Below are 24,273 nucleotides of genomic sequence, written 5' to 3' on the forward strand. Positions count from 1 at the left end.
CCAGCTATTGGGCCGTAAATTTGCCTTGCCTACAAGGATGTAGGTACCAGTGCGGTAGCAGAACGCGAGATCGGAGTTATCCCCAAAACTCTCTGGCTAGGTAAGAAGATAGTTTAAGGTGATTAAAAAACAGTGAGTCAGTTCATTCCTTATCCAAACCTCAGGTTAAATAGGATTTTTTCCTGATTATCGACAAGATTTTTTCGCCTCAAAATAGGTAGCTTAATTAAGCGAATTGGTATTAATGCAATATAAACTCTTCATTTCTTAGAGGGGTTATTTCAACACAAGCAGAACGAATATTTTGCCAATGCAAATTATATTAGTAAGCCGCACTGCTGTTTATCGACGAAGTCAGCATTTCATATTAGCGCCAAGCGGTGCGGGCTATTACGGCATTAACTACAAACTTTGAGCGTAATGATAAAGCGCTTTTAAGATCTGCATATTGTGCTCATTACCTTCATTCTCTGCGACTAAATTTTCAAGCTCTAGCATAAAATCTTCGGCTGAAATTGAAGGGTTATCTTCATTATGCATCAACTTGTTTTGGCAGTATTTACGCCATTTATCAAGCTCTACAGGTGAGAGCGACTGCGGCCAGTTTCTTGCTCGATAGCGAAACAGCAACGTGTTAAATTTACTGTCTTCAAAATCCAGTTCAATGGTTGCCAACTCTTCAGGCGATGCATTGCGAATGATTGCAAATTTGGCTTTATCGGCCTTACTGGTGAAACCGTTGTAGAGTTGATAATCCGGATTGCTTGGTTTATCGAATCCCTTTTCATCGCTAAAGACTTCTGCAACCTTATCCCTTAGCTCTGGACGTGCTTTAAGGTACTTTAAGTTTTCAAGGCATTGCTCGCGGTCAATTCCAAGCCTCGCTGCGTTTTCGGGCAAGAGGGTTTTAGCGGGCGCAACCAACGGGCATTTATTGATATGTACTAGTTTTAATCCAACTGGTAACTCATCATCACCCAATTCGCTGCGTTTTGTATAAAGCCGTTGTTTGAGCGCCTCAACGTCAAGGTCATTCAATACCTCTGGCGACTGTGTTAAGTCAAAGCAGATCACGGCATTGCTATTGACCGGGTGAAAACTCATCGGCGCAATCCAAGTGGTGCAACCTTGTTGTGCCGGAAACATAGAAGAAACGTGCACCAAAGGCTGCATATTGAAAACGTCGATTAGGCTCGATACCGCTTTTTTATGTCTGTGATTAAAGTAGAACTCATACAGTTTTGGCTGTTTGGTTTTAATCAGTTTAGCCAGCGCGATCGTTGCGGTAACATCACTCAATGCATCGTGCGCGGCGCCGTGCTCAATGCCATTGGCGACGGTTAAGTGTTCCAGTTTAAAACTCGGATTGCCATCTTCTCTGGTTGGCCATTCTATTCCTTCTGGGCGAAGCGCATAACAGGCTCTTACCAGATCTATGATGTCCCAACGGCTATTGCCATTTTGCCATTCACGCTCATAGGGGTCATAAAAGTTACGATAAAGGCTATAACGGGTTAGCTCATCGTCAAACCGAATACTGTTATATCCAGCAACGCAGGTTTGTGGCTTTGCAAATTCAGTGTGGATCCTTGCCATAAACTCAGCCTCGGTCAGGCCTTTTTTTAGTGCTAACTGTGGTGTGATCCCAGTGACCAAACAGGCTTGAGGATGCGGGAGATAGTCAGGTGCTGGTTGACAATACTCAATCAGTGGCTCACCAATAATATTGAGGTCCAGATCCGTTCTGATCCCAGCAAATTGGCTTGGCCTGTCTTTTTGCGGCGTCGCACCCCAACTCTCGTAGTCGTGCCAGAAAATAGTTGGGATGTTCTGGGCATTATTCGGTGTATCTGATTGGTTTGTATTTGTCATAAAGTCAAAAAGTTATTCTACTGTTTTTGTTTGTTTTGGTTAATTATATTTGTCGTGATGGTATGACAACTGTGTATATCATCACGACAAATATGATTAACGATAGGCAAGCATTATCGCATAGAGGTGCGCTTAGAGTAAGGCATAACCATGGCGGATTGTCTTATTAAAACAAATCAGAGCGGTAATTGAGGAAGCTACGTCACTTATTGACAATCAAACTGCCCAATTACCTATTGTTCAATCACTAAATCGCGATTAAAAGCGCTTTCTTTGAAAGTTTCTCCACATAGCAACTGTTATAACTATTAATAGAGCTGAAACTACAATCAAGACATTAAAATTAAGTGTGTGGTTTTCGCGGGGCGTGACTAGCAAACTTGCAATAGTGCCGCCAGAGGCTATCGCAAAGTGCTGTATCGCATTTTGCAGACTGATAAAGGTACTGCGCTCTTCTGCGTGAAGTGAGGTTATAAGTTCTGTCACTAAGATCATAGAGCGGGTAGCGCTAGCAATCACAAACAGGGTAAAAAGTCCGGCTGCAAAAATAACTGAACTTATCGTAAAACCAAACAAGGCTGCCAATATCATCAAGCCACTAAGAAAGTAAATTAAGTATGAGGTTGTGTGATTGTTTAGCTTACTTCGAGCGTATAGCTGAACCGCAACAAACGAACACACACCACTAAACAAATAGCTCGCGCTTAGCATCGAGCTTGAGATGTTTAAGTTGGTAATTAGCATCACCGGAAATTGAGTTGAAATTGCAAATGTACTTAGCACCACAAAAAATGCGATGAATAGCGCGTATTTAAGGGTTTTGGTCGGGTTAAATGTGTTGCTTGGCATTGGGTTGCTATCGCTGCTTTGCGAAGCTTGCTTTATGTTTGAGAGAAATATAAATGTAAATAATAGCACTGTAATGGCTAAGCCACTTCCCAGTATCATGAACCCCAACTGCCAGCCTTGATTTGCTGTGATAAATAATAGCGCAGGGATCCCAATTGCCAAGGCGAGTGGAAAAGCACTCAACAGTATCGCGGTGTCTTTTTTCTTGTCGTTTTCATGGCTTAGCTGAATCACCAAGTTGAGATTGAGTACTACCAGTGCGCCGCCACCAATACCAGTCAATGCACGTACGAAAAGCAGGGTATAAAAACTCTCGAGTGCTGAAGTAAGCAAGGTTAACAATGTGGTTGCTGACAGAAAAATAAAGACTTTGTATTTCTCCTTTGAAAGGTTGCCTGTACCGCGCACACATAAACAAGTGAAAGCAGCGGCAATTGCATAAGCTGAAACGAGTAGTCCCGAATTTGATGGGTTGGTACCTGAGCTTAGCGCCATATCCGCGCTAAAGGGTACAATGATTAATGCATCGAACGCGACTAAAAAGTGGATGACAAAACATAACCCAAATTTTGCTTTTGGGCTTGCTAAGGTGGTCATTGAAGCTGAAAACATAGACATCCTTAATTGATATAAACAAAGAAGCCTTGATTGTATTAGCCTTAATTAGGTAATAAAGTGTCTATTATTGAATTGATAAACCCATATGTTGGGCTAATAAAATGATTGATCAGATTGACCCTCAGTGGCTTAACAGTTTCCACTGTGTTTATGAATGCTTAAGCTTCAAACAAGCGGCAGAGTTTCTGGATATACCAACCTCCAACGTAAGTCGTCATATTGCACTACTTGAAGAAAAGCTTGATGCAAGATTGTTGGAACGAACGACAAGGCGGATCTCAGTGACAGAAGCGGGTGAGCAGCTTTATGTGAGTACAAAGCCGTTAATCGATTCGCTGTCGGATGCGTTACAAGAAGTAAATAAACATGCCTCTACGCCAATGGGGCATTTGCGTATAGTGATGCCCGACATCCCCATTCTTGGTCAAGCAGTGGTAACCTTTTGCGCTGCACATCCATTAATTTCAATAAGTTGTGATACCAGCCTGAGTCCAAGAGAAAATCTCTTAGATGGCTTTGATGTCGTGCTTTACTTTCATCGTGGCAAGCTTGAGGATAGCAATTGGGTGGTTAAAGAGCTGGCTCGATTACCAAGCGTCGTAGTGGCAGCACCCAGCTTGCTAGAAAAGCATACTTCGCCGTATAGATTAGCAGATTTACAATCTCTACCTTGTATTTCAACCCTTACCGCAGTAAACGGTACACCTTGGATATTTACTAACAATGAAAGAAGATTAACGACGGTGAATGTTAAATCAAACTTTAGGGTAAACAGTGGGTTTATAGCTAAGTCTGCCGCGCTTTCAGGGGTTGGATTTGCTATCTTGCCACTGAACTCCTGTAAAGCAGAAATTGAGTCAGGCGCGCTGGTACCACTTAAATTAGAGCAGCAACCGGAAGACCTTGTACTTTATGCGTTCTATGCTGGCCGTAAACATCTGGCCAAAAAAATATCAGCGTTTTTGGCACATTTAGAACGCGCGCTACAATGACTATCTTTTGATTTCTACTTTAGGCCAAATCACCATTGATCGAATCTAGTAACTCAATAAGTGCTTGTGCTTTTTGCTCGTCGATACTTGGAAATTTACAGCGGATCTGCTCAGGAATTGTGGCAGCTTGATGTTGCAGATCTTGACCCCTACTTTGTAGTTTTACCACTCGTTTGCGCTTATCTTTTTCGTCTTTAACGATTGAAAGCAGGGCTTTGTCAGTCATTTTCTTTAATATTTGTGTCATAGCACCGCCATCGATGGCGGTTTTCTCTAGTAACTCAGCAATGCTGATTTCATCTTTCTCCCAAAGTGCCATCATCACCACATATTGAGGGTAGGTTAAGTCGAGTTTTTGTAAAGATGCTCGGTAAGCACGGGCAATACCATTGGAAGCCATGTAGAGGCGGTGGCAGATTTGAGCGTCTAGTTTTAATTGTGGATAGTTCATCACATATTCCTACAAAGTAGCTAAGCTATATTTTAATTTGCACACAAAGTATTTGCAATTCTAAAAAATTGAATCTATTATTTTGCATGCAAAATAAATGTTTAATTGATTTTACTTCATCTAGAGTAAAGCCTCGCTGCGTTAGGGTGTAGGTGAGTACTCTACAAGTACAAACTTAGGAGAACGAAATGAAAGAACTACAAAGTATTGCATATACGGCGAAAGCCACTGCCACAGGTGGCCGAGAAGGTGTGGCAAAGTCTGACGATGGTCGTCTTGATGTTGCGCTTTCGACACCGAAAGGCTTAGGTGGGGATGATGGGCAAGGGACTAATCCGGAGCAATTGTTTGCAGCAGGTTATGCGGCGTGTTTTATTGGCGCATTAAAATTGGTGGCAGGCAAAGCAAAGGTCAAGTTGCCAGAAGACACACATATTAACTCTGAAGTGTCTATAGGGCCAATTGAGGGTGGCTTCGGGATAGCGGTGAAATTGGCGGTATCAGTTGGTGACTTAGACAAAGACACGGCGCAGTCACTCGTTGAAAAAGCTCACGAAGTTTGCCCATATTCAAATGCTACTCGTGGCAACATTGCGGTTGAGCTTTCAGTTATTTAACTAACCTGAGGTTTGGGTAAGGAATGAACTAACTAACTGTTTTTTAATCACCTTAAACTATCTTCTTACCTAGCCAGAAAGTTTTGAGGATAACAAGGCGAATTTACGTACCAATAGCTAGCTATTGGAAGTGAATTCAACGCAGTTAGCGTTAAAACTGGCTGCTAGAAAGGCATTAATTATCCGAAGCTCAGGTTAACTCACTCAAGTGAGTTAGAGCCAGCGTATTTTGACGCTGGCTTATATGTTTTCTAAGGAGTCGGTAATTTTAAAACAATGAATATCGCCACCTGTTCTAAAATCAATTCGTTTAACTTGCTCAACGATTTCCACCGTATTATAGCCATTGAGTAAACCAAACATTGCCGCTTGTTGGCCTGAGCCGATGGCATAAGATTGCGCTAAGGGTTCAGATTTACAGGTGCCCCTTTTTACACAACCATACCATACGCCTTTTTTGGGGTGGTATTTAATGAATTCCAAACTCTCAATCGTATCAAATTGATTATTTGAAAAATTGTGCTGCAAATTGTGTATATCGCATGTCTGGCCGGTGCAAAACACTCTCCAACCATGATAATCAAACCACTTTTGGGCGTTATCGGTAACGATGATCTTATCGGTAGTGGTTCTACTATCACAGGCTATTTCTGCTGTTTTAGCGTTATAGACGATGGTTGTCATTCCTTTTGACTCCTATGAAATTACATTCGATGAAACCATGCAACTAGTGCAGGCAAAAATGCTGATGGTATAAAGACTTGAATGCTAATTGAATGTTGCACGAGAAGAAGTTTACCTGAGGTGAATGTCTGCTTTCAGGCTAAGATTATAAGAATTTCACTATGTTACTCAATTGTAACTTAAATGAACTTTATTCAATTATCTAGTCATATAAAATGGGGCGAAATTGACCGTTAACTCAAAATAGTATTTATCACTTCATAAAGCTTTTTCATATCTATCGGTTTTGCGACGCAATTATCAAATCCAAGTTGCTGATAGTTTTCTAAATCTCCCGACATCACGTTGGCTGTAACGGCAATAAGTGGGGTTGTCTTATCTTGTTCTCTGACTTCTGAACATACTTTTAGGCCATCTTTTTTTGGCATCTGAATATCTACAAAAAAGATATCAGGTTTCAATTCGTGATAAAGCTCAATCGCCTCTTCACCATCCTGAGCTATGACAAGATTCGCTTCAGTTGGTTTAATCATGGCGCTAAATATTTTTTGATTAAGTGGATTATCTTCAGCAAGTAGCAGGTTTTTATCCCTCAAAGCGGGTATAGCTTGCAAATCTTGCATGACAGATTGTTCTGGTGCATCGCAGATATCGAGTACGAGTTCAACTGTAAACTCACTGCCAATACCTTCTTTACTTGTCACCGTAACACGGCCGTCCATTAACTCGGCAAGTTGTTTTACAATTGCAAGTCCAAGACCGGTTCCTCCATACTTTCTGGTGGTCGACGAGTCTGCCTGTTGAAATCGATTAAATAACTTCTTTAGCGCGACTTCGGAAATACCGGCGCCCGTATCTATTACACGGATGGAGAGATGTTTACCGCCATCTTGGAGTATAACGGTTACAGAACCGTCACTGGTAAATTTAACGGCATTGGATATTAAATTTCTTAGTATCTGCTTTAAACGCAGCGAATCACCGAGTCGATAAGGATTTGCAAGCTCCTCAGTATGAATAATAAGGTCAATTTGTTTAGCATTGGCAGTATGGACAAACTCTTGTTTTACTTCACTGACAATACTTCTGACATCCACTGTCGCTGATTCCATTTTAAGTTCACCAGCTTCAATTTTAGAGAAATCAAGTAAGTCATTGAGTAAGCTAAGTAATGTTTCTGTGGACGTCATGCCCTGTGCAATAAGCTCTTTGGAATCTGCTGCATTTCTATGGTGCTTCATTAATTGGAATACACCATAAATACCGTTAAGTGGCGTCCTTAATTCATGGCTCATATTTGCCAAAAAGTGACTTTTTGCCCGCTCTGAACTTTGTGCCTTCACTTTTTCACTTTCAAGAGAACCTATCTGCTCCTTAATTTGTTTCGCAAGTTGGTTGAGAGTCACCTGGAGCGTTCTTAGCTCTCTAAATTCAAAATCGCTTGTTGCAGAAACATAATGTCCCTGTTTAAGTCGTTCGCAATGACGCTCAAGTGCGCGCATCGGATTGGTCAAGCGTTTTGCTAATCGGCGTAAATACCAGGTAAGTAATACCACTAGCATCAAGCCGATAAGTACAATGTATAACACCGCGCTTAAAATATCGTTACTGTATACTTCCGCTTCTCGTTGTAGCTGTAAATCAAGTTCAACAAAATCGTCTTTTTGTGAATAAATAGGACTGTGATATACACCTTCAGTGGCATCTGAGGGATGTGTTCCCGCAAGCACAAGGTCTTGACTGGTGAGCCAGATAGAGCCTTTTTCCTGATTGGAACCTAAAAATGGTTCAAGATCGACTTCGAGGAATAGTACACCCGTATATTTATAAGGACGCATTAACGACGATAATTTTTGTCTAAGGGGAATGGCGAGAAACAATTTGGCCTGATCAGACGGTTTTTTTTCAATGCTTTCAACTGGGACAACTAGTTTGTCGATTTTTAATGTGCGTCGCTGTTGCGCGAGGACCTTGTGAGCATGCTCGCTAAATACAGAATTGTTCCAACGTAGGGTATTAAAAGGATATCCCTCTACGGTAAACACGGAGCCATCGTTGATAAACGCAGATTTTACCATGTCGGTATTGTCGACTAAGTTGGTTAGCGCCTTAACCGCGTATTGAGTAAACAGTAGATCGCTCGGTAAGGTAGATAAAATATGGTCTTCACTTAATGGTGCAACTTGATAGATAAGCTCATTGATTTGCGCTTTAAAATCGCTGATAAGACTTGCGCCAGTGCGTTTAACGTCTTCTTGCTCTAGGGTTGCTTTTTGTTGCATTAAGGAAAAGCCAACCATCGCAACCAGTACAACCAGGAAGAGAGAGAATAATGCCGTAATTTTTCTTTTTATTTCATCAACGATGCTGCGATTTGCTTTCATTCTGTCCCGACTTTGTGACGATAAATTGCATATATTGCGTCGTTTCTTCGACACTATACACACCACCTAAATAGCGTGTTAGCCCCTTTAACATGGCTTCCCAAATATAGGCCATAATAGGTTCATTCGGTTGTGGATAGGTTTCATGCAGAGATGCGATCAGTTGAGACAGTGCTTTGTCGTCGCGTTTTATAAGTTCAGCTAAGCTGTCACCGTTTGCAGGCAGCGCGTTGAGCTCATCCCATAGTTTATCTTGTACCTTCTGGCTTTGCATAAAGTCAACAAGCTGCTTTAGATGCGGACTTTTTTTAGATTCTATGCCATTGGCAGGAAAAGCCAGTACATGAGACGATGCGAGAGACATCAGCTGATAATTACCCCATCTCGGTAAAGGCGCGATGGCTAGGTCGTCTTTAAGCTTGTCTTTAAGTTGACGATATGCCCAAATTCCATTCACAAAATAATCGAGCTTGCCGGTCTTAAAACGATTCATTAAGCATTGGTAAACACAATCAGCGTCTATGATGCCGCTGTTGAGAAGTGATTGATAATTGGAAATTGCGAGGCGCATCGCTTTGGTGTCAAGCTGTGGCACGCCTGCCTGAATGAGATTAGGCTGAAGGGCGTTCGCAAACGTCACAAACCAATACATTTCATAAAAATTCCAGCCGAGCGTAGGTTTGTCTGCAACAGTTTGCTGTGCGTAGGTTTGTAAGTCGGTAATAGGGTGTGGCACAAGTGCACGGTTGTAATAGAGTACAAGATGGTTGCCATACATAATTGGTACGCCCTTAAGCTCACCATTGACCTTACTATTCTCAATGACTTTTTGTGTGAGCTTTTTGCTTAACCAAGACTCTGGCACCTGAGAAAATTGCAGTTCTGACAACCCCATATAATCGCTGGGAATAATCACGGCATCCGGTAACTGTAGGGCATCTGCATACAACAATAACTCGCTTTTCAACTGATTGTTGTTAAAAGCAAGAATATTAACTTTAATACCCGTTTTTGCACTAAACTCTTCAAACAATGGCTGAAAATCAAAGTTTTCAAGTCCTACCGCGACATCTATCTCTGGCGGTTCACTTGCACGGGCATTTACTGGGTTATAAACCAAAAGAAGTAACATGAACACCAAATAGAGCATTTTACGCGGCATATCAATACGCTTCCTTTACGGGCCTAATAGGCATGTTAATGTTGCTCAGCATTGGGCGTTTCTTATATAAAATTATTCGGATGTGCTTGTTATTGTAGACCAAATTTTTCTGTTTTAAATTATTTTCAGAATGACAAATTCAATTTATTAGACAATTCAATTCTATTTCAGTCGTGAATAATTCACTAAAACACGATAAAATAACAGCCAAATAAGAATGATGAGTACGTCCTTGCTATGAAAAAAGGGTTTATGCTGGTCTGCGATGGCAGCAATGGCGCTGGAAAAACAACGGTTATTACCGGATTGGAAGCGCATTTAAAACAACGCGGTATTGAAGTTGTGATGACTCGTGAACCCGGTGGAACAGAAATCTCAGAGAAGATCAGAGAAATCATTCTAGATCCCTCAACTCCCGAAATGGCAGACATGACGGAGCTTATGTTGTTTGGGGCTGCGCGTGCTCAGCACGTTCGTGAAAAAATTATTCCAGCACTTGAGCAAGGCAAAGTCGTTATTTCTGATCGGTTTGACGCTGCAACATTTAGTTTTCAACATTATGCAAGAGGGCTAGATCTTGCCACCATCACAACCATTAATCAGCTTGCGCTCGGCGGCTTTCGTCCAGACATGAATTTGATTTTGGACTTGGATCCTGAAGAGGGCTTAAAGCGAGTCAAATCGCGAGGTGAGGGGCTAGATAGACTCGAGGATGAAAAGCAACAATTTTTGCAGCGCGCACGTGAGGGTTATCTCGTTCAAGCGAAAAATGACCCTGAACGATTTACTGTGATTGATGCCAGTCAAAGTAAAGCACAAGTACTTGTGCAAAGTATTGAACTGCTTGATAGCTTGATAGCCACACACCTTACAGTGGATGGCAATGAATAATTTGCTTCCAAGTTGGCACAGCAGCGCTCTAAATTATCTTGCTCGAGCACAGCAAAACGGTCGTTTGCACCATGCTCAGCTGTTATCGGGTAAAAAAGGCGTGGGGAAATCTCTGCTTGCGGCGCACTTGGCAGAAGCACTGTTATGCTTACATCCACAAAATCTTACTGCCTGTGGGCAATGTAAGCCGTGTAACTTGAACTTAGCTGGTAATCATCCTGATAGACTGAGTGTAGTGCCTGAAGGAAAATCAATCGGGGTGGACGAAATTCGAGAGATTACGCATTTCTTGAACCATTCAGCGCAGCAAGGTGGCAATAAAGTCGCGTTGATTGAACACGCGCATTTGATGACCCATTCAGCCGCTAATGCGCTGTTAAAAACACTTGAAGAGCCAAATGCTAATCGTTATTTGGTCGTTACCAGCGATGATGACAGTAAGTTACCTGCCACCATTTTGAGCCGTTGTAATAAAGTGGCGATCCACTCGCCCAATCAAGCAGAGGCCGCGCAGTGGCTGGCAGCTAAAAATGTCGCTTGTGATTTCCCTTGGTTTGGTGAATTTTCTCTACAGCCATTTATTATCGAAGCGTGGCAACAAGAAGGTGCGCTTGATGATGTGACTGCGCTTTATCACGCGGCGAATCAATTAACAGTAGAGAGTGCGCAAACGGTTGAAAAAATTTTGTTAAAGCACAGCGCAATGAGTGATGTATTCGCCCGTTTTTTGCTCAACCGTTTAAAAGGGGCGATGACACAAGGGAATGGTTTGAGTTTTACCCAGTATCAAGACTTAGTGAGCTTAGTACATCGGTTTATGTACGAACAGAAAAATGTGTTAGGGTTAAATCAAAACCTGAGCATTTCTAATTTACTTTTTGCCTTACAAAAACAGCTATAAAGAGGTGGCGCATGCAAGAGTTACTTGCGGATTTTGAAGATTTAGATGAGCTATATCGTTGTTATATGCCATTTCTGAAATCCGGTGGCATATTTATCAAGTCCAATGCCCATTTTGATATGGGGCAAGAATTAAAGCTCAGAGTTACCTTGCCTGACGCTCTAGAGGCGGACGAAGTCAACGCTGTGGTTGCTTGGTTAACACCGCAAGGTGCACAAAATTCTAATCCTTCGGGTGTTGGTGTTGCGTTTGTAGACGCACCAGCTCTGAACGATAAAATAAATAAGCTTTTGGGTGCGACTTTGCATTCAGATAAACCAACTTACACCATGTAGAGCCAGTATGATTGTAGACTCTCACTGTCATTTAGATAGACTCGATTTTGAAAAGTTAGGCCTAAGCCTTGAAGAAGTACTCAGCAACGCGAGACAAAAACAAGTAGAACACTTTTTATGCGTTAGCGTGACGCTAGACCAATTTCCATCCATGTTAGAAAAAATAGCCCATTTTGATGATGTTTCTGCATCTTGTGGGGTACATCCACTGGATCAAAAAGATAAATTGGATGTTGAAAGGCTAGTGCAACTGGCGAGTAATGATAAAGTCGTTGCTATTGGTGAAACTGGATTAGATTATTATTATTCAAAAGATACGCATCAGGTACAGCAAGAAAGCTTTGCCGGACACATCGATGTGGCTAATCAGCTGCAAAAACCACTGATCATCCATACTCGTGATGCAAAAGCGGATACAATAGACATCATGCGAGCCCACAATGCGCAAAATTGCGGTGGCGTGTTGCACTGTTTCACCGAAGATTGGCCGATGGCAAAGCAGGCACTAGACCTTGGTTTTTACATTTCAATCTCAGGTATTGTGACGTTTAAAAATGCGACGGCGCTTCAGGAAGTCGTTAAGCAAATCCCTATGGACCGATTGCTGATTGAAACCGACTCACCTTATCTTGCACCGGTACCGCATCGTGGTAAAACTAACCAGCCTGCTTATGTACAAGACGTTGCATATTATATTGCTGACTTAAAAGGAGTGAGCTACAAAACGCTTGCAGAGCAAACCACGAATAACTTTTACTCTTTATTTAATTTGGTGAAACGCCAAGATGGTAGCACAACTTAATCAGCTACCTCAGGTGTTGATGGGCCCGCTGGTTCGCCGAGCTGAGCAGAATAAAATTTGTATTCAGGTTGTTACTTGTGAAGCCGTGGACATTTCGGCTTCGCTATTGGCCCATCAAAGTCGATGTGAGGTTGAGACGTTTCAGCTCGGTGCAGCCTGCTTTTTGCATTTTTTGATGATATGCAGCGAGAAGGCTCTGCCAACAGCGCAGCTGTTCGAGTATCAAGTGCTTATTAACGGTGCCGCGTATAAGCCAGATTATCTGCGTTATGGAGAAGAGCTTAGCTTTGCGATACCTGCTTTGCTCAAGCAAATATTACATGGCTCATGCCGTAACCCGCATCACCACGCAAAAGACAGTCTACATACTGCAGATCAGTGGCAAGAGCAGCAACGCGAACTCGGTGAGCTAGGCGCTGACTTGTGTATTTTTTCTGGCGATCAGATCTATGCAGATGATGTTGCCGGCGCCATGTTGTTGGCTATTCACCAACTTATAGCGCGATTGGGTTTGTTTAAAGAAACGAAATTGCCAATGCACCTACCAGCTGATCAACAAGCTCAGCTTTACCATCGTCACTTATATTTACCAAAGACGCCATGGCAGGAGCGCTCAAAGTTTTCACCAGGCTATTGGTTTCGAAAGGATGAACCGCACTTTTCTAGTGTTAAGGCCTTTAATCACCTAATTTTCTTCGAAGAGTTTGTCGCCTGTTACCTATTAAACTTCTCTCATCTTGCTTGGCAGTTGGTTAACTTTGATGCACTTCATTATGACGGTGGCAACGACAAAGTTAGGCGAATATTTGAATCCGAACTTGACGCCCTAAAAGGCTTTGTTGAAACGTTGCCTAGCGCCGAGCGGCTGTGTGCGAACGTGCCCGTTCTGATGATGTTTGATGACCATGATGTGACCGATGATTGGAATTTGACGGCTAAATGGGAACAGGCAATTGCGAACCATAAAGTGAGTCGACGCATTATCAGTAATGGCATCATTAGCTATTGGCTGTTTCAAGGCATTGGAAATGATGCGTTTGAGTATAGCGGGGCGCTGACATCAGCTTTTAATTCAAGCCTGATTGACAACGAATGGCACTTTTCGGCGTTTGACAAACAAGTTCGCCGATTCACACATTGGCATTATTGTTTAGATACGTTTCCAAAAGTGGTGGTGCTAGATACTCGTACACATCGGTGGCGTAATGAACAGGATTTCAATGAACCAAGTGGTTTACTCGACTGGGAAATGTTGATGGAGTTGCAAGATACGCTCATCGACCATAGTGCGGTATTGATGGTAAGCCCAGCGCCAGTATTTGGGGTAAAGGCAATCGAAACCATACAAGCTGTATTTAATGCTTGTGGTGAGCCGTTGATGGTGGATGTGGAAAATTGGATGGCACATGAAGGGGCCGCGAAAAAGCTAATTGAAATTTTTAAGCGTCCAGATACACCTAAAGAAACCATTATACTCTCAGGCGATGTACATTATTCGTTTTGCTTTTCGGTTCAGGCTCGTTTTGGTCGTCATGATAACCGCATTTGGCAGCTAACCGCATCAGGGATAAAAAACGAATTTCCAAAGCCGCTTATCAATATTTTAGATAAGATGGACACGATTTTGTATGCCAAATATAGTCCTCTGAATCTCTTTACTAAACGCTGGCAGCTATCGGTAAGTAAGCACCCTTCATCGCTAAAAAAACATGGCTATTTGGTGTCAGACTCTGCGATTAGTTTAGTAACGCTTGAAAACGGCTTGCTAGAGAAGTATGAGCTACTGCACGGCACGGGGATCCACAGTCATTTTGAGTTATAAGCCTTGGTAATAGATTTTAGAATTGAATAAACCTATTTTAGCTATTTGTAGCTTAGCTTGGCTGTACGAGTGAGCTTGCGTGATGCGCTAAACCCATCAAAAAATACATGCTCTTTTTCGCTTTTGCTATAGTTAATATAATGCGGGCTAACATCTCGACTATATGACTCTACTCAAGCGCATGTCTCTGGTCGTTGTACCATACAGCACACTGAAATGGTTTTGTGTGTTGCTGCTGTTGTTATTACCGAGTTTTCCTTGTGCCGCCAGTTTTCCCGAATTTAGCGATACGGCGCAGGTTATGCGACGCTATGACTATAATTCAGGCCTCAGTCAGGTCACTATCACTGCCATTGCGCAAGATCAACTCGGGTACATTTGGGTTGGCACACAGTCTGGCCTAAATCGTTTTGATGGTCATGATTTTGTTCAATTTGAAGTAAAGCAGAACTCCAAACATCATCTCTCTGGTGGCTTTATTACCTCTCTATGCCACAGTGGCAAATATATCTGGGTTGGAACAAGTACTGGGCTTAGCATTTACGATACTGAAGCGGGGACCTTTCGCTCTATCTTAGCGGCGCAGAATGAGGCGGTTAGCTCCGATAGAGTTAAAAAAGTGGCATGTTATGGTGAATCAGTGACAGTATCAACAGAAGAGGGCGATGCTTACCGAGTTAACTACCAAACCTTAATGCCTGAAAAACTTTATTTAACTGGTAAATTTGTTCGTGAAGTCCAAGAAACAAGGGATGCATTTGTTTACCTCAATGCAGATGGCCTAGTCAGTCAGCCAAAAGACAAAGTAGGTGCGAACGTTCTGTTGGAAGGTGAGTTTAAAACACTGTCGCTTTCCCACGGAAGGATATTCGTGGTTGATTCGGATGATAAAATCATTAGTTTCGACACTCAGTTCAATAAAGTGCAATGGCAAAAGTCGGTCAGTGCGAAAGTAAACCTCAGCATTCACCAAATTAAAGTAAGGGCGAATGAGATACTCGTTGCTTCCAATACAGGAGTGTTTATTTTAGATCTGCAAGGTAGTATCAAGCGGCATTGGTATCGCCGTGCAGAACAATATGATGGTCTACAAGATAACAATGTACTTAGTGTTCAACGAGATAGAAACGGCGATTTATGGATAGGGACGGAGTCACAGGGGCTGCACTTTTTTAGTCAGCTGAGCGAATCGTTTGGTCACGTTGGTGAACAAAACTTTCCGCATGCTCCTTTGGGGCATCCTGATGTTAGGAATTTCGCACTAGACAGTAGCGAGCGTTTTTGGATAGGTACGTCATCGGGTTTATATATTTATCAAAAATCGAGCTTTATCGAAGCACATCGAATTTTCCCGAGTTTATCTGCAATCAAAGGGAGCTTTATCACGCAAGTAAAGATCTATGATGATACCTTGTGGGTAACAACAAGAGGTGATGGCGTTGTTAGGTATGCTTTAACCCAAGGGGAATACAGCCATTTGATGCCTAACTCGAATAATGGTCCTGAGCTTAGCTTTAATGATGTTATCGAATACCAATCACAGATTTTGGTAAGTTCCAGGACGCTAGGCCTAATGAGATACGACGTGGAGTCTAAAACCCTAGTGCAGTTTTTCGAAAATCGTTCAGATGCACCTTCACATGTATCTTCATTTAAAGTTGTTGGGCAAGATTTATGGTTTGGCACTATAGGTGAGGGGTTGTTCAAGTTTAGTAAAGGCCAGCTCCATAATCTGACTACGCAGGATGGCTTAAAGTCGAATTTAGTTTTTATGATAGATGAAGACCCGTGGCAACGTATCTGGGTTGCAAGTGAAGCGGGCATTAGTTTAGTTGATAAGCAAATGAAAGTTGTCCGAACCATAGGAGAGCAAGAAGGACTAGGAAACCAAGCCGTGTGGGGGCTGGTTTATGATGACTATGAATATATGTGGCTTGGCACCAGTGGTGGGCTGTCGCGCATTAATGTAATGGATTTTGCCATTGATAATTTTCTTCCAATTGACGGCGTACAAGCGCACGAATTCAACTACAATGCCGCATGGAAAGCCCCTGACGGCCGAATTTTTATGGGTGGAGCCAAAGGATTTAATCAGTTCTTCCCCCAGAATGTATCAATTTCAAATACCGCGCGGCCTATTTTAGTTTCCACAATCGAATTACTGGGCGAGCCTTTACAGCCAAGTCTTGATGGGATCCTCTCTGTTGCGCCAGAGCTTGCGGGCTCATTACGATTACGCTATGACCAAAATATCATATCGTTGCAATATTCAAGTCTAGACTTTGGCTCTGAGAAGCTGAGCTTTTATTACCGTATTAAAGGACTAAGCGACAAGTGGCTGAAACTTGCAAATGGAGCAAGGCAAATAAATTTACTCCAGCTTGAGCCTGGCACCTATCGAGTAGAAACCTATACCGTTAATCGCTTTAATATGCAGTCGCCCGTTCACGAGTTTAGCATTTATATCGCTGCACCAATTTGGTGGAACGCTTACTCGAAGACCCTTTATACCCTAGTCATTGTGCTTATCATTGCAGCATTTGTTCGAGCGAAACAACGGCGTTATCGGCAAGTGCTGCGGGATAATCAGAAAATGTCAGCGTTACAAGAGCGGTTAGAGTTGTCATTGTGGGCAAGTGGTGATGAACTTTGGGATTGGCATGTTGAGTCGGGTAAAATTTATCGTTACAGCGTAAATCCAAGGATCGATTTTAGTGATCTCCAAGATAAACTCATCCTCGATGAACTTGACCAGTTTGTACACCCTAAAGATTGTGTGTTACTTGAGGAGCGCCTGCAATCTTGTGTGGACGGCCGTGAAGACGTATATGAATTGTCTATTCGAGTTAAAGATCAACAGGGAGAGTGGATCTGGGTATTAGATAGAGGAAAGGTAGTTGCACGAGATGATAATGGTAGAGCAACGCGGATAGCGGGGGCACTGAAAGATATTGCTGATTTGAAAGCACATCAACAAGCCTTGCAGTCGTTAAACGAGCAACTTGAGATAAAAGTTGCGATGCGCACCGATGAGCTATATAAAAAGAATCAAAAACTTGAGCAAGCAATGTTTGAGTTAAAGCAAACGCAAGAAGACTTGATTGAAAGTGAAAAAATGGCTTCTTTAGGTGTTGTGGTTGCGGGGGTTGCGCATGAGATCAATACACCTTTGGGTATTGCTATCACAGCGCTTTCTCATAACGAAGATTGTTTATCTGAGTTGGTAGAAAAGCTTGAGAATAAAACCCTTAAGCAAAAAGATTTGGTTTCCTCCATCGATGCACAGCAAGAAGGATATCTGCTGATTAGTCGCAATCTGCAAAGAGCAGAAAGCCTTATTAGTAACTTTAAGCAAGTTGCAGTAGATCAATCCAGTGAGACTGAGCGTGATATTAACCTGCTTGAATATATCAATGACGTATTCGACTCACTTAAGCCATTGGCTAAAAATAAAGAAGTATATTTGTCCATAGATGGGAATGCTGATGTAAATTTCTCCACCTATCCAGGCGCGGTTTATCAAATAATGGCAAACCTATTTAACAACTCCGTTATCCATGGCTTTGAGGGGAGTGCCTCTGGTACGGTTAGCGTGTTAGTCGAGGCGACGGATAGCCACTGGACTATTGTATACTGCGACAATGGTGTCGGCATGGACGAAGCAATGCAAAAGACCTTGTTTGAGCCATTTGTAACCACAAAACGTAATCAAGGCGGATGCGGATTAGGCATGCATATTGTTTATAATTTGGTAACGCAACTTTTAAAAGGCGAGATCCGCTGTAAAACGGCGAAATTACAAGGTGTCGAAATTACAATAAAAGTACCGTTTAAGAAAATAACGGCTGAAAATTAACTTAGGTGAATTACAGCAAGCTAACTGCCTGTGACAATGCTTCTTTTAGGAGTTTGTCATGTTCTTATTATCTCAAGTTTTGGTTACCCTTGCTGTTTTACTCGATCTCGCCTCATTTCAATTTATGAAACGTCGGCAGGTGTTATTGGCACTAAGCTTGTCGACTGCACTCACTGCAATTCACTTCTATCTACTTGATGCTATGGCTGGTGCTTTGCTTATGGCGGTTGCGAGTCTCAGATATCTGGTGTTTATCAAGTCGCAGTCAAAGCGCTTGCTTATCGGGTTTCTACTACTCAATACAGTGCCGCCTTTAGTACACTTAAATGCAAATTACGAACTTTATGCTGTTTTTGGCAGTGTTTTATTGACATTAGGGGCATTTATTCGCGCGCAGGTGGCATTTCGGTGTGTGATGATGTTAGGTACGGTGTGTTGGCTGATACATAATTGTTATATCGGCTCTCCCATGGCGATTGTGTTAGAAAGTACTTTTTTGGTGAGTAATTTGATTGGGTTATGGCGAATTTATATGAAGCGTAAAGCGAGTAAGTTAAAGGCTGAGTTGAAGTAGATTCAATTTTACTGGAATGGGCACTAATAAAATTAGGTTGAGTTTTAAAATGTGTTATATTTCAGTTGGTTAAGTTATTTTCTATCTACTTTTTCAGATAATTACGCTGAGTACAAGTGGTATAGGAAACAGACTGAAATAAAAGTTATATAAATAATCTTTATCTAAATCATAGTGTTATCACTTTTATTAATATTAATTGCATAATTAATATTGTATACAATATATCAATTGTGTATTGTTTGTTCGTTACCAAAAAACACTCAAATCAATGGGAACAAAAGGACAACAATATGCGTAATAACAAAAAAACAGCGCAAACACTGTGTAAATCACTCACTGCATCAGCACTTGCTCTAGCATTGGGGACTTCTACTGCATTTGCTGCAGATGGCAATAGTACTGTGAAAGGGAGCATCGTAAATGGTCAAGGTACTGAGTTATCTCAGGCTCAATTGACCTTTACACACAAATCCAAGGGGCTGAAGTTTGCTGTACAAACTAATGGTAAGGGCGAATACATTTTGCGTAATCTGCCTGTTGGCCGTTACAGCGTGTCAATTAATAAAGCTGGATTCGAATCCGTTATTGAAGAGGATGTCGAGCTTAATATTGGACAGGCGCTAATCTTAGACGCTCAATTATTACAACAAGGGCAGGACATAGAACGGATAGCGGTGACTGGCACGGCGATTCGACGTGTGGATATGGCCTCTTCAACTGCTGGAGTAACGTTTACAGACGCCGAGCTTAAAGTCATGCCAGTAAATACCGGCTTTGAAAGTATAGCGTTATTGGCACCGGGTACAGCTGAGCCTGGTGGTGATTCATTTAATAGAGCCTCAAGTTTCGGTGGGTCCTCATCGGCTGAGAATGGCTACTATTTTAATGGTCTAAATGTCACGAGTATTCAAACTGGTTTAGGCTCAATTCGTTTGCCTTGGGAAGCTATCTCACAAACTCAAATCAAAACGGGGGGAATTAGTCCTGAATTTGGTGGCGCACTAGGTGGCATCGTTAACGCAATTTCTAAATCTGGGGATAACGAATTTAACTTAGGGGCAGAAGTGAGAATAGACCCTGCTTCAACCCATAGTTATCACGACTCAAACTACCTAGATAATGGCACAGTGAATCTTAATACTGAGCAAGAATACGACTCTTTTAAAGAGCTACAAGTTTGGGCAAGTGGTGCACTAATAGAGGACAGCTTATTTTACTATGGTTTGTATGCACCTCGACGGGAGGTTAATCGTTGGGCTGGGCAAACGACCTTCAATGACAGAAAACGAGATGAAGATCGCTGGTTTGCAAAAGTTGATTGGTTCATCAATGAAGACCATTCCATCGGTTTTTCCGCCATGAATAACAAAAGAGAATGGACACGGCAAACCTATGCCTATGACTGGGAAAGCGATGCGATTGGTGATAAACAAGGGGTTGCGGCTCCTGGTGAAGATGGCGGCAAGGTTTACAGTGTCAATTATAGTGGTTACTTTTCTGACTTTTTCTCGGTGTCGGCTGTGGTGGGCCGAGTGACCGAAAACGTTGAAAATATTGTCGCATCAACAGTGCCGGGTGTTTGGGATGAAAGAGAGGGATTCGTTACTTTATCAAGTCATACAGCCAGCAGTGTTTCTGAGCAAGAGTTTATCCGTGATCAAGCGAGAGTCGACTTCAATATCGATTTGGATTACCACTCCATTTTGTTCGGTGTTGATTATACTAAAGTTACGGTAGATCACTTTGAAGGTCAAAATGGCCTTGGAGACGCAGAAGGCTGGTGGACAATCAAAACCGCTGGTGAAGGGAGCATTTCTGGTGCTGCGCTCGGTCAGGATTATATCGAACGTCGAATAAGAACAAGGACGGTTGATTCTGAGGTTAACTCGCTTGCTTTCTACGTCAATGATTCTTGGCAAGTCACCGACCAACTCGTGTTAAATCTGGGCCTGCGTTATAGTCAGTTTGAAAATACCGTTACTGACGGTAGAGCGTTTGTAGATATGGATAACCAACTTGCGCCTAGATTTCAAGCGATTTATGACCTAAACGGTGATGGCGAATCCAAAGTTTTCTTTACTTACGGGCGGTACTTTCAACCTGTTTCTGCCAACATGAACATCACTCAAGGCTCGGCTTCAGTAGAGTGGTTTGAGTATTTCAACCTCGATCAAGTAGACAGTGATGGCTATCCTGTTTTATTAAGTGATGGCTCGCCAAGTCGAGGGGAAATGCTTCGAGATAGACGCTGGCGTCAACGCGGAATTACAGAGCCCGGTTTGATTGCTTCGTCCACCCTTAAGCCGATGTATTCTGATGAATTGACTTTAGGATATCAGACCACCGTTTTTGACGATATGGCATTTGGGGTTAGAGCGATTTATCGAGACCTTGGACGCAGTGTTGAAGATACGGATGTTGGTCCTGTGCTTGCGAAGAAATTGGCCGAACTCGGTATCCAAGACAATGTCGGTCAGGGTTCTTACTATGTGCTAAATAACCCGGGTGAAGCGATCACCATGAGTTATGACTTCGATGGCGATGGCCAAGTCGATGAAGTGACACTCAGTGCACAAGAGCTTGCCCTGCAACAAGCAGTACGTAAATATCTTGCACTTGAATTTACCTTAGAAGGAAATATTACCGACAAGTTACGGATTAATTCTTCTTATACTTGGTCACACAGCTATGGTAATACAGAAGGTTTAGTGAAAACCGATAACGATCAGGCAGATCCAGGTTGGACAACTTCTTATGATTACGCGGATCTGATGGATCACGGCTATGGTAATTTACCGAATGACCATCGCCATTCAATAAAAGTATCAGGTTCTTACGATATCACAGATGAGTTAACTTTGGGTCTGGTTGCAAGAACGTCGTCAGGTCGCCCGACTAACTATTTCTCTAAGCACCCAGTCGGTATAGATAGCTGTACCGCAGGAAGCCCTTGGGATGCATGCGTAAGTAAAGATTATGGCCATGTTTCGCATTACGACGAAAATGGTAACCCAGCCCCTCGCGGTAGTGTAGGTAATCTTCCTTGGGCAACCACGATAGACTTATCACTCAGTTACTCTACAGATATTATGGGACATGACTTGTTACTCAAGGGCACCGTTTATAACCTACTAAACAGTGATAAAGCGCTTGGGATCAATGAACAGCGATCTTTAGATGGTGCAAATGGCTTAATCGTTAACCCTGACTACGGCATTACAACGTTACGACAAACTGAGCGTTACGCGTCGTTAGTTGCAAGGTTTACATTTTAGTTTCCCTGGTGATAGCCAAGGGTAGGTGCCATGTACCTAGCTCTTGGTTTAAGCCAAACAAAACGTTTGGCTTATTTCATGTCACGGAGAGTATGATGACGTTAACAATAGATTTTGAGCAAATACTGAGCCACGCGGAAGTAATAGAGACGGTTGACATGCATACCGCCGGAGAGCCTTTGCGGGTAATTGTCGATGGTTTCCCTGAACCTCAAGGCAACACTATTTTAGATAAACGGCAATACTGCGTAGAAAATCTTGATCACTATCGCACCGCGCTGATGTATGAGCCTAGGGGTCATGCTGATATGTATGGTGCGCTTATCGTTGAAAAGCAGTTACCAGAAAGCGATTTTGGCGTGTTATTTCTTCATAATGAAGGATACTCAACAATGTGTGGTCATGCGATTATTGCTTTAGCTACACTATTTTTACAGCACAATCCTGCAAAGAAACAGTTGTTGATAGATACGCCTGCAGGGCTAATTACCGCATGGCTAAGAGACGGCCAAGCTGAATTTGCTAATGTACCAGCAGAGGTAGTGACACTTGATAAGCAAGTCAAGACATCTGAATTTGGTTTAATCTCAGTGGATATCGCATTTGGTGGTGCGTTTTATGCCTATATTGACGCTGATACAATCGATTTAGCTCTTACGTCAGCAAATGCAGCTTACATTCAGCAGTTAGGTTTAACGCTTAAACAAGAAATTGCAACACAGATTAGCTTAGTGCATGACGATGCGCGCCTCGCATTTTTATATGGTGTGATTTTTTATTCCAATTCTCAAAAATCGGACTCTGCTCACAGTAAGCATGTGTGCATTTTTGCCGATGGCGAATTAGATCGCAGTCCAACAGGGACAGGGGTCAGTGGTAGAGCTGCAATTCTTGCCGCCAGAAATGAGCTCGCCGCAAATCAGCATATCTTTATTGAAGGTATATTAGGCTTGGGCTTAGATGTTTGTTATCAACTTAGTGATGATAGTAAATCATTAATCCCAATAGTTTCGGGCATGGCCTATATAACAGGCCGACACCAATTTATTTTAGACGACCACGATCCATTAGTAAGAGGATTTTTACTACGATGAATGTAGATTACGCAGCCAGACAGCAACGCTTAGTCAATAAATTACAACAACACCAAAGTGACGCTATCATTATTTATGGCTACGAGAATATTGTATATTTAACCGGCTTTACCGGTCATGCAGCAACATTGTTGATGTCTTCAAATGGGCGACACCGACTCATTACTGATTATCGTTACTTTGAGCGTGCTAGCGATGAAGCGGTGGGAGTCGAAGTTATTTTAAGAAATCGTGATAAAGAAACGCTACCTGATTGTATTTTTAGATTATTGGATGGGCCGCGACAGCTTGCATTTGAAGCGCATCAAATCAGTCACGCAGATTATGTCTCATTAAACATCAGTGCAAAAAATACCACGCTTATTGCCGCGCCGCTTTGGGTGGAATCGCTAAGACAAGTTAAAGATGGTTATGAAATTAACTGTATTAAACGCGCCGCCGAGATAGCTGACTCGGCGCTTGCCCATACACTGCCTTTGTTAAAAGTAGGGATCACTGAGCGAGACGCGGCAATTGAGCTTGAGTATCAGATGCAAAAGCTAGGCTCCGAAGGACTCTCTTTTGACACAATCCTATTATTTGGTGCGCGTTCTTCCTTACCGCACGGAAACCCAGGACAGACAAAACTTAACCTAGGCGATTTAGTACTTATCGACTTTGGTGCGGTGATAAGCGGCTACCGCTCTGATATGACGCGAAGTTACGTGTTAGGGGAGCCGACGAAGCAACAACAATCCATTTATGACACGGTCCAACATGCGCAGCGAGCTGCGTTGGCGCTAATAAAAGCGGGCGTTAACTGCATAGATTTAAATAACGCATCACACGATGTGTTGAGTCATAGTGACTTTTCACAATACGCAGGTGAGGGACTTGGTCACGGTGTGGGGCTATTTCTACACGAGCAGCCGTTTATTAAACCTGGGGTCGATCACCAATTAGAAGCTGGCAATATCATTACCATAGAGCCGGGTATTTACATTCCAAATTATGGTGGTGTGCGCTTGGAAGAAGATGTACTGGTGACTGAAAATGGTTTTGAATGCTTAACCCACGCGCCACAAGTATTTCAGCTAACGAACTAAGGAGTT

18 protein-coding genes are annotated in these 24,273 nt (G+C 42.5%); 12 read left to right on the forward strand and 6 right to left on the reverse strand.

The genetic code is table 11. The features are described 5' to 3' along the window. Positions 1–402: 402 nt before the first annotated feature. Together sbcB and PNC201_RS08090 are read right to left on the reverse strand one after the other, a co-directional pair. A complete protein-coding gene (sbcB, locus tag PNC201_RS08085) occupies positions 403–1,872 on the reverse strand; it encodes an exodeoxyribonuclease I (RefSeq protein ID WP_102056732.1) in 1,470 nt (489 codons plus the stop codon). Positions 1,873–2,130: 258 nt separating this feature from the next. After that, positions 2,131–3,333, reverse strand: coding sequence for an MFS transporter (locus PNC201_RS08090; RefSeq protein WP_102056733.1), 1,203 nt, complete (start codon positions 3,331–3,333; stop codon positions 2,131–2,133). Between the two features lie 107 nt (positions 3,334–3,440). On the opposite strand from PNC201_RS08090, the gene PNC201_RS08095 reads away from it, so the two are divergent. Beyond that, positions 3,441–4,331: a LysR family transcriptional regulator gene (locus tag PNC201_RS08095; protein ID WP_010604665.1), complete on the forward strand. Its 891-nt coding sequence runs from the start codon at positions 3,441–3,443 to the stop codon at positions 4,329–4,331. 19 nt (positions 4,332–4,350) lie between these two features. Here PNC201_RS08095 and PNC201_RS08100 read toward each other — a convergent pair whose 3' ends face one another. Further along, positions 4,351–4,782, reverse strand: a complete 432-nt coding sequence (locus tag PNC201_RS08100) for a MarR family winged helix-turn-helix transcriptional regulator (RefSeq protein WP_102056734.1) — start codon at positions 4,780–4,782, stop codon at positions 4,351–4,353. A 188-nt stretch (positions 4,783–4,970) separates the two neighbouring features. Here PNC201_RS08100 and PNC201_RS08105 point away from each other — a divergent pair, with 188 nt between their 5' ends. Further along, positions 4,971–5,399: an organic hydroperoxide resistance protein gene (locus tag PNC201_RS08105; protein WP_010604667.1), complete on the forward strand. Its 429-nt coding sequence runs from the start codon at positions 4,971–4,973 to the stop codon at positions 5,397–5,399. A gap of 240 nt (positions 5,400–5,639) precedes the next feature. On the opposite strand, the gene PNC201_RS08110 is transcribed toward PNC201_RS08105, so the two are convergent. From PNC201_RS08110 to PNC201_RS08120, 3 genes are all read right to left on the reverse strand, one after another. After that, the gene (locus PNC201_RS08110) at positions 5,640–6,083 is read right to left on the reverse strand and encodes a hypothetical protein (RefSeq protein ID WP_010604668.1); all 444 of its coding nucleotides are present in this window, start codon (positions 6,081–6,083) and stop codon (positions 5,640–5,642) included. Between the two features lie 233 nt (positions 6,084–6,316). Continuing rightward, positions 6,317–8,467 carry an ATP-binding protein gene (locus PNC201_RS08115; protein WP_102056735.1) on the reverse strand — a complete coding sequence of 717 codons (2,151 nt, stop codon included), beginning with the start codon at positions 8,465–8,467 and terminating at the stop codon, positions 6,317–6,319. Further along, entirely contained in the window at positions 8,442–9,629 is a 1,188-nt protein-coding gene (locus tag PNC201_RS08120; protein ID WP_010604670.1) for a sugar ABC transporter substrate-binding protein, read from the reverse strand. The genes PNC201_RS08115 and PNC201_RS08120 overlap by 26 nt, the downstream gene beginning before the upstream one ends. A gap of 237 nt (positions 9,630–9,866) precedes the next feature. Here PNC201_RS08120 and tmk point away from each other — a divergent pair, with 237 nt between their 5' ends. The 10 genes from tmk to PNC201_RS08170 all read left to right on the forward strand — a co-directional run bounded on the left by tmk (position 9,867) and on the right by PNC201_RS08170 (position 24,267). Next, positions 9,867–10,520, forward strand: a complete 654-nt coding sequence (tmk, locus tag PNC201_RS08125) for a dTMP kinase (protein WP_102056736.1) — start codon at positions 9,867–9,869, stop codon at positions 10,518–10,520. Then, entirely contained in the window at positions 10,513–11,421 is a 909-nt protein-coding gene (gene holB / locus PNC201_RS08130) for a DNA polymerase III subunit delta' (RefSeq protein ID WP_102056737.1), read from the forward strand. Before tmk ends, holB begins: the two co-directional genes overlap by 8 nt. An 11-nt stretch (positions 11,422–11,432) precedes the next feature. Next, positions 11,433–11,756 (forward strand): PilZ domain-containing protein, encoded by a 324-nt coding sequence (locus tag PNC201_RS08135; RefSeq protein ID WP_010604673.1) that lies wholly within the window; start codon positions 11,433–11,435, stop codon positions 11,754–11,756. A gap of 7 nt (positions 11,757–11,763) precedes the next feature. Further along, positions 11,764–12,558, forward strand: coding sequence for a TatD family hydrolase (locus PNC201_RS08140; protein ID WP_102056738.1), 795 nt, complete (start codon positions 11,764–11,766; stop codon positions 12,556–12,558). Then, a complete protein-coding gene (locus PNC201_RS08145) occupies positions 12,542–14,380 on the forward strand; it encodes an alkaline phosphatase D family protein (protein ID WP_102056739.1) in 1,839 nt (612 codons plus the stop codon). The genes PNC201_RS08140 and PNC201_RS08145 overlap by 17 nt, the downstream gene beginning before the upstream one ends. Positions 14,381–14,606: 226 nt before the next feature. Beyond that, a complete protein-coding gene (locus tag PNC201_RS08150; protein ID WP_102056740.1) occupies positions 14,607–18,236 on the forward strand; it encodes an ATP-binding protein in 3,630 nt (1,209 codons plus the stop codon). Positions 18,237–18,294: 58 nt separating this feature from the next. Next, positions 18,295–18,810: a YgjV family protein gene (locus tag PNC201_RS08155; protein ID WP_102056741.1), complete on the forward strand. Its 516-nt coding sequence runs from the start codon at positions 18,295–18,297 to the stop codon at positions 18,808–18,810. Positions 18,811–19,103: 293 nt separating this feature from the next. Then, a complete protein-coding gene (locus tag PNC201_RS08160) occupies positions 19,104–22,088 on the forward strand; it encodes a TonB-dependent receptor (protein ID WP_102056742.1) in 2,985 nt (994 codons plus the stop codon). A 95-nt stretch (positions 22,089–22,183) separates the two neighbouring features. Further along, entirely contained in the window at positions 22,184–23,182 is a 999-nt protein-coding gene (locus PNC201_RS08165; protein ID WP_102056743.1) for a proline racemase family protein, read from the forward strand. Then, complete coding sequence (locus tag PNC201_RS08170; protein ID WP_102056744.1) at positions 23,179–24,267, forward strand: M24 family metallopeptidase; 1,089 nt, start codon at positions 23,179–23,181, stop codon at positions 24,265–24,267. Before PNC201_RS08165 ends, PNC201_RS08170 begins: the two co-directional genes overlap by 4 nt. Positions 24,268–24,273: the final 6 nt, after the last annotated feature.

Origin of the sequence: Pseudoalteromonas sp. NC201, assembly GCF_002850255.1 — a bacterium.
GTDB lineage: Bacteria > Pseudomonadota > Gammaproteobacteria > Enterobacterales > Alteromonadaceae > Pseudoalteromonas.

What these genes read in the sequence shown, in the direction of transcription:
- sbcB (WP_102056732.1), bottom strand. Translation starts at nt 1,872, where the DNA reads ATGACAAATACAAACCAATCAGATACACCGAATAATGCCCAGAACATC.
- PNC201_RS08090 (WP_102056733.1), bottom strand. Translation starts at nt 3,333, where the DNA reads ATGTTTTCAGCTTCAATGACCACCTTAGCAAGCCCAAAAGCAAAATTT.
- PNC201_RS08095 (WP_010604665.1), top strand. Translation starts at nt 3,441, where the DNA reads ATGATTGATCAGATTGACCCTCAGTGGCTTAACAGTTTCCACTGTGTT.
- PNC201_RS08100 (WP_102056734.1), bottom strand. Translation starts at nt 4,782, where the DNA reads ATGAACTATCCACAATTAAAACTAGACGCTCAAATCTGCCACCGCCTC.
- PNC201_RS08105 (WP_010604667.1), top strand. Translation starts at nt 4,971, where the DNA reads ATGAAAGAACTACAAAGTATTGCATATACGGCGAAAGCCACTGCCACA.
- PNC201_RS08110 (WP_010604668.1), bottom strand. Translation starts at nt 6,083, where the DNA reads ATGACAACCATCGTCTATAACGCTAAAACAGCAGAAATAGCCTGTGAT.
- PNC201_RS08115 (WP_102056735.1), bottom strand. Translation starts at nt 8,467, where the DNA reads ATGAAAGCAAATCGCAGCATCGTTGATGAAATAAAAAGAAAAATTACG.
- PNC201_RS08120 (WP_010604670.1), bottom strand. Translation starts at nt 9,629, where the DNA reads ATGCCGCGTAAAATGCTCTATTTGGTGTTCATGTTACTTCTTTTGGTT.
- tmk (WP_102056736.1), top strand. Translation starts at nt 9,867, where the DNA reads ATGAAAAAAGGGTTTATGCTGGTCTGCGATGGCAGCAATGGCGCTGGA.
- holB (WP_102056737.1), top strand. Translation starts at nt 10,513, where the DNA reads ATGAATAATTTGCTTCCAAGTTGGCACAGCAGCGCTCTAAATTATCTT.
- PNC201_RS08135 (WP_010604673.1), top strand. Translation starts at nt 11,433, where the DNA reads ATGCAAGAGTTACTTGCGGATTTTGAAGATTTAGATGAGCTATATCGT.
- PNC201_RS08140 (WP_102056738.1), top strand. Translation starts at nt 11,764, where the DNA reads ATGATTGTAGACTCTCACTGTCATTTAGATAGACTCGATTTTGAAAAG.
- PNC201_RS08145 (WP_102056739.1), top strand. Translation starts at nt 12,542, where the DNA reads ATGGTAGCACAACTTAATCAGCTACCTCAGGTGTTGATGGGCCCGCTG.
- PNC201_RS08155 (WP_102056741.1), top strand. Translation starts at nt 18,295, where the DNA reads ATGTTCTTATTATCTCAAGTTTTGGTTACCCTTGCTGTTTTACTCGAT.
- PNC201_RS08160 (WP_102056742.1), top strand. Translation starts at nt 19,104, where the DNA reads ATGCGTAATAACAAAAAAACAGCGCAAACACTGTGTAAATCACTCACT.
- PNC201_RS08165 (WP_102056743.1), top strand. Translation starts at nt 22,184, where the DNA reads ATGACGTTAACAATAGATTTTGAGCAAATACTGAGCCACGCGGAAGTA.
- PNC201_RS08170 (WP_102056744.1), top strand. Translation starts at nt 23,179, where the DNA reads ATGAATGTAGATTACGCAGCCAGACAGCAACGCTTAGTCAATAAATTA.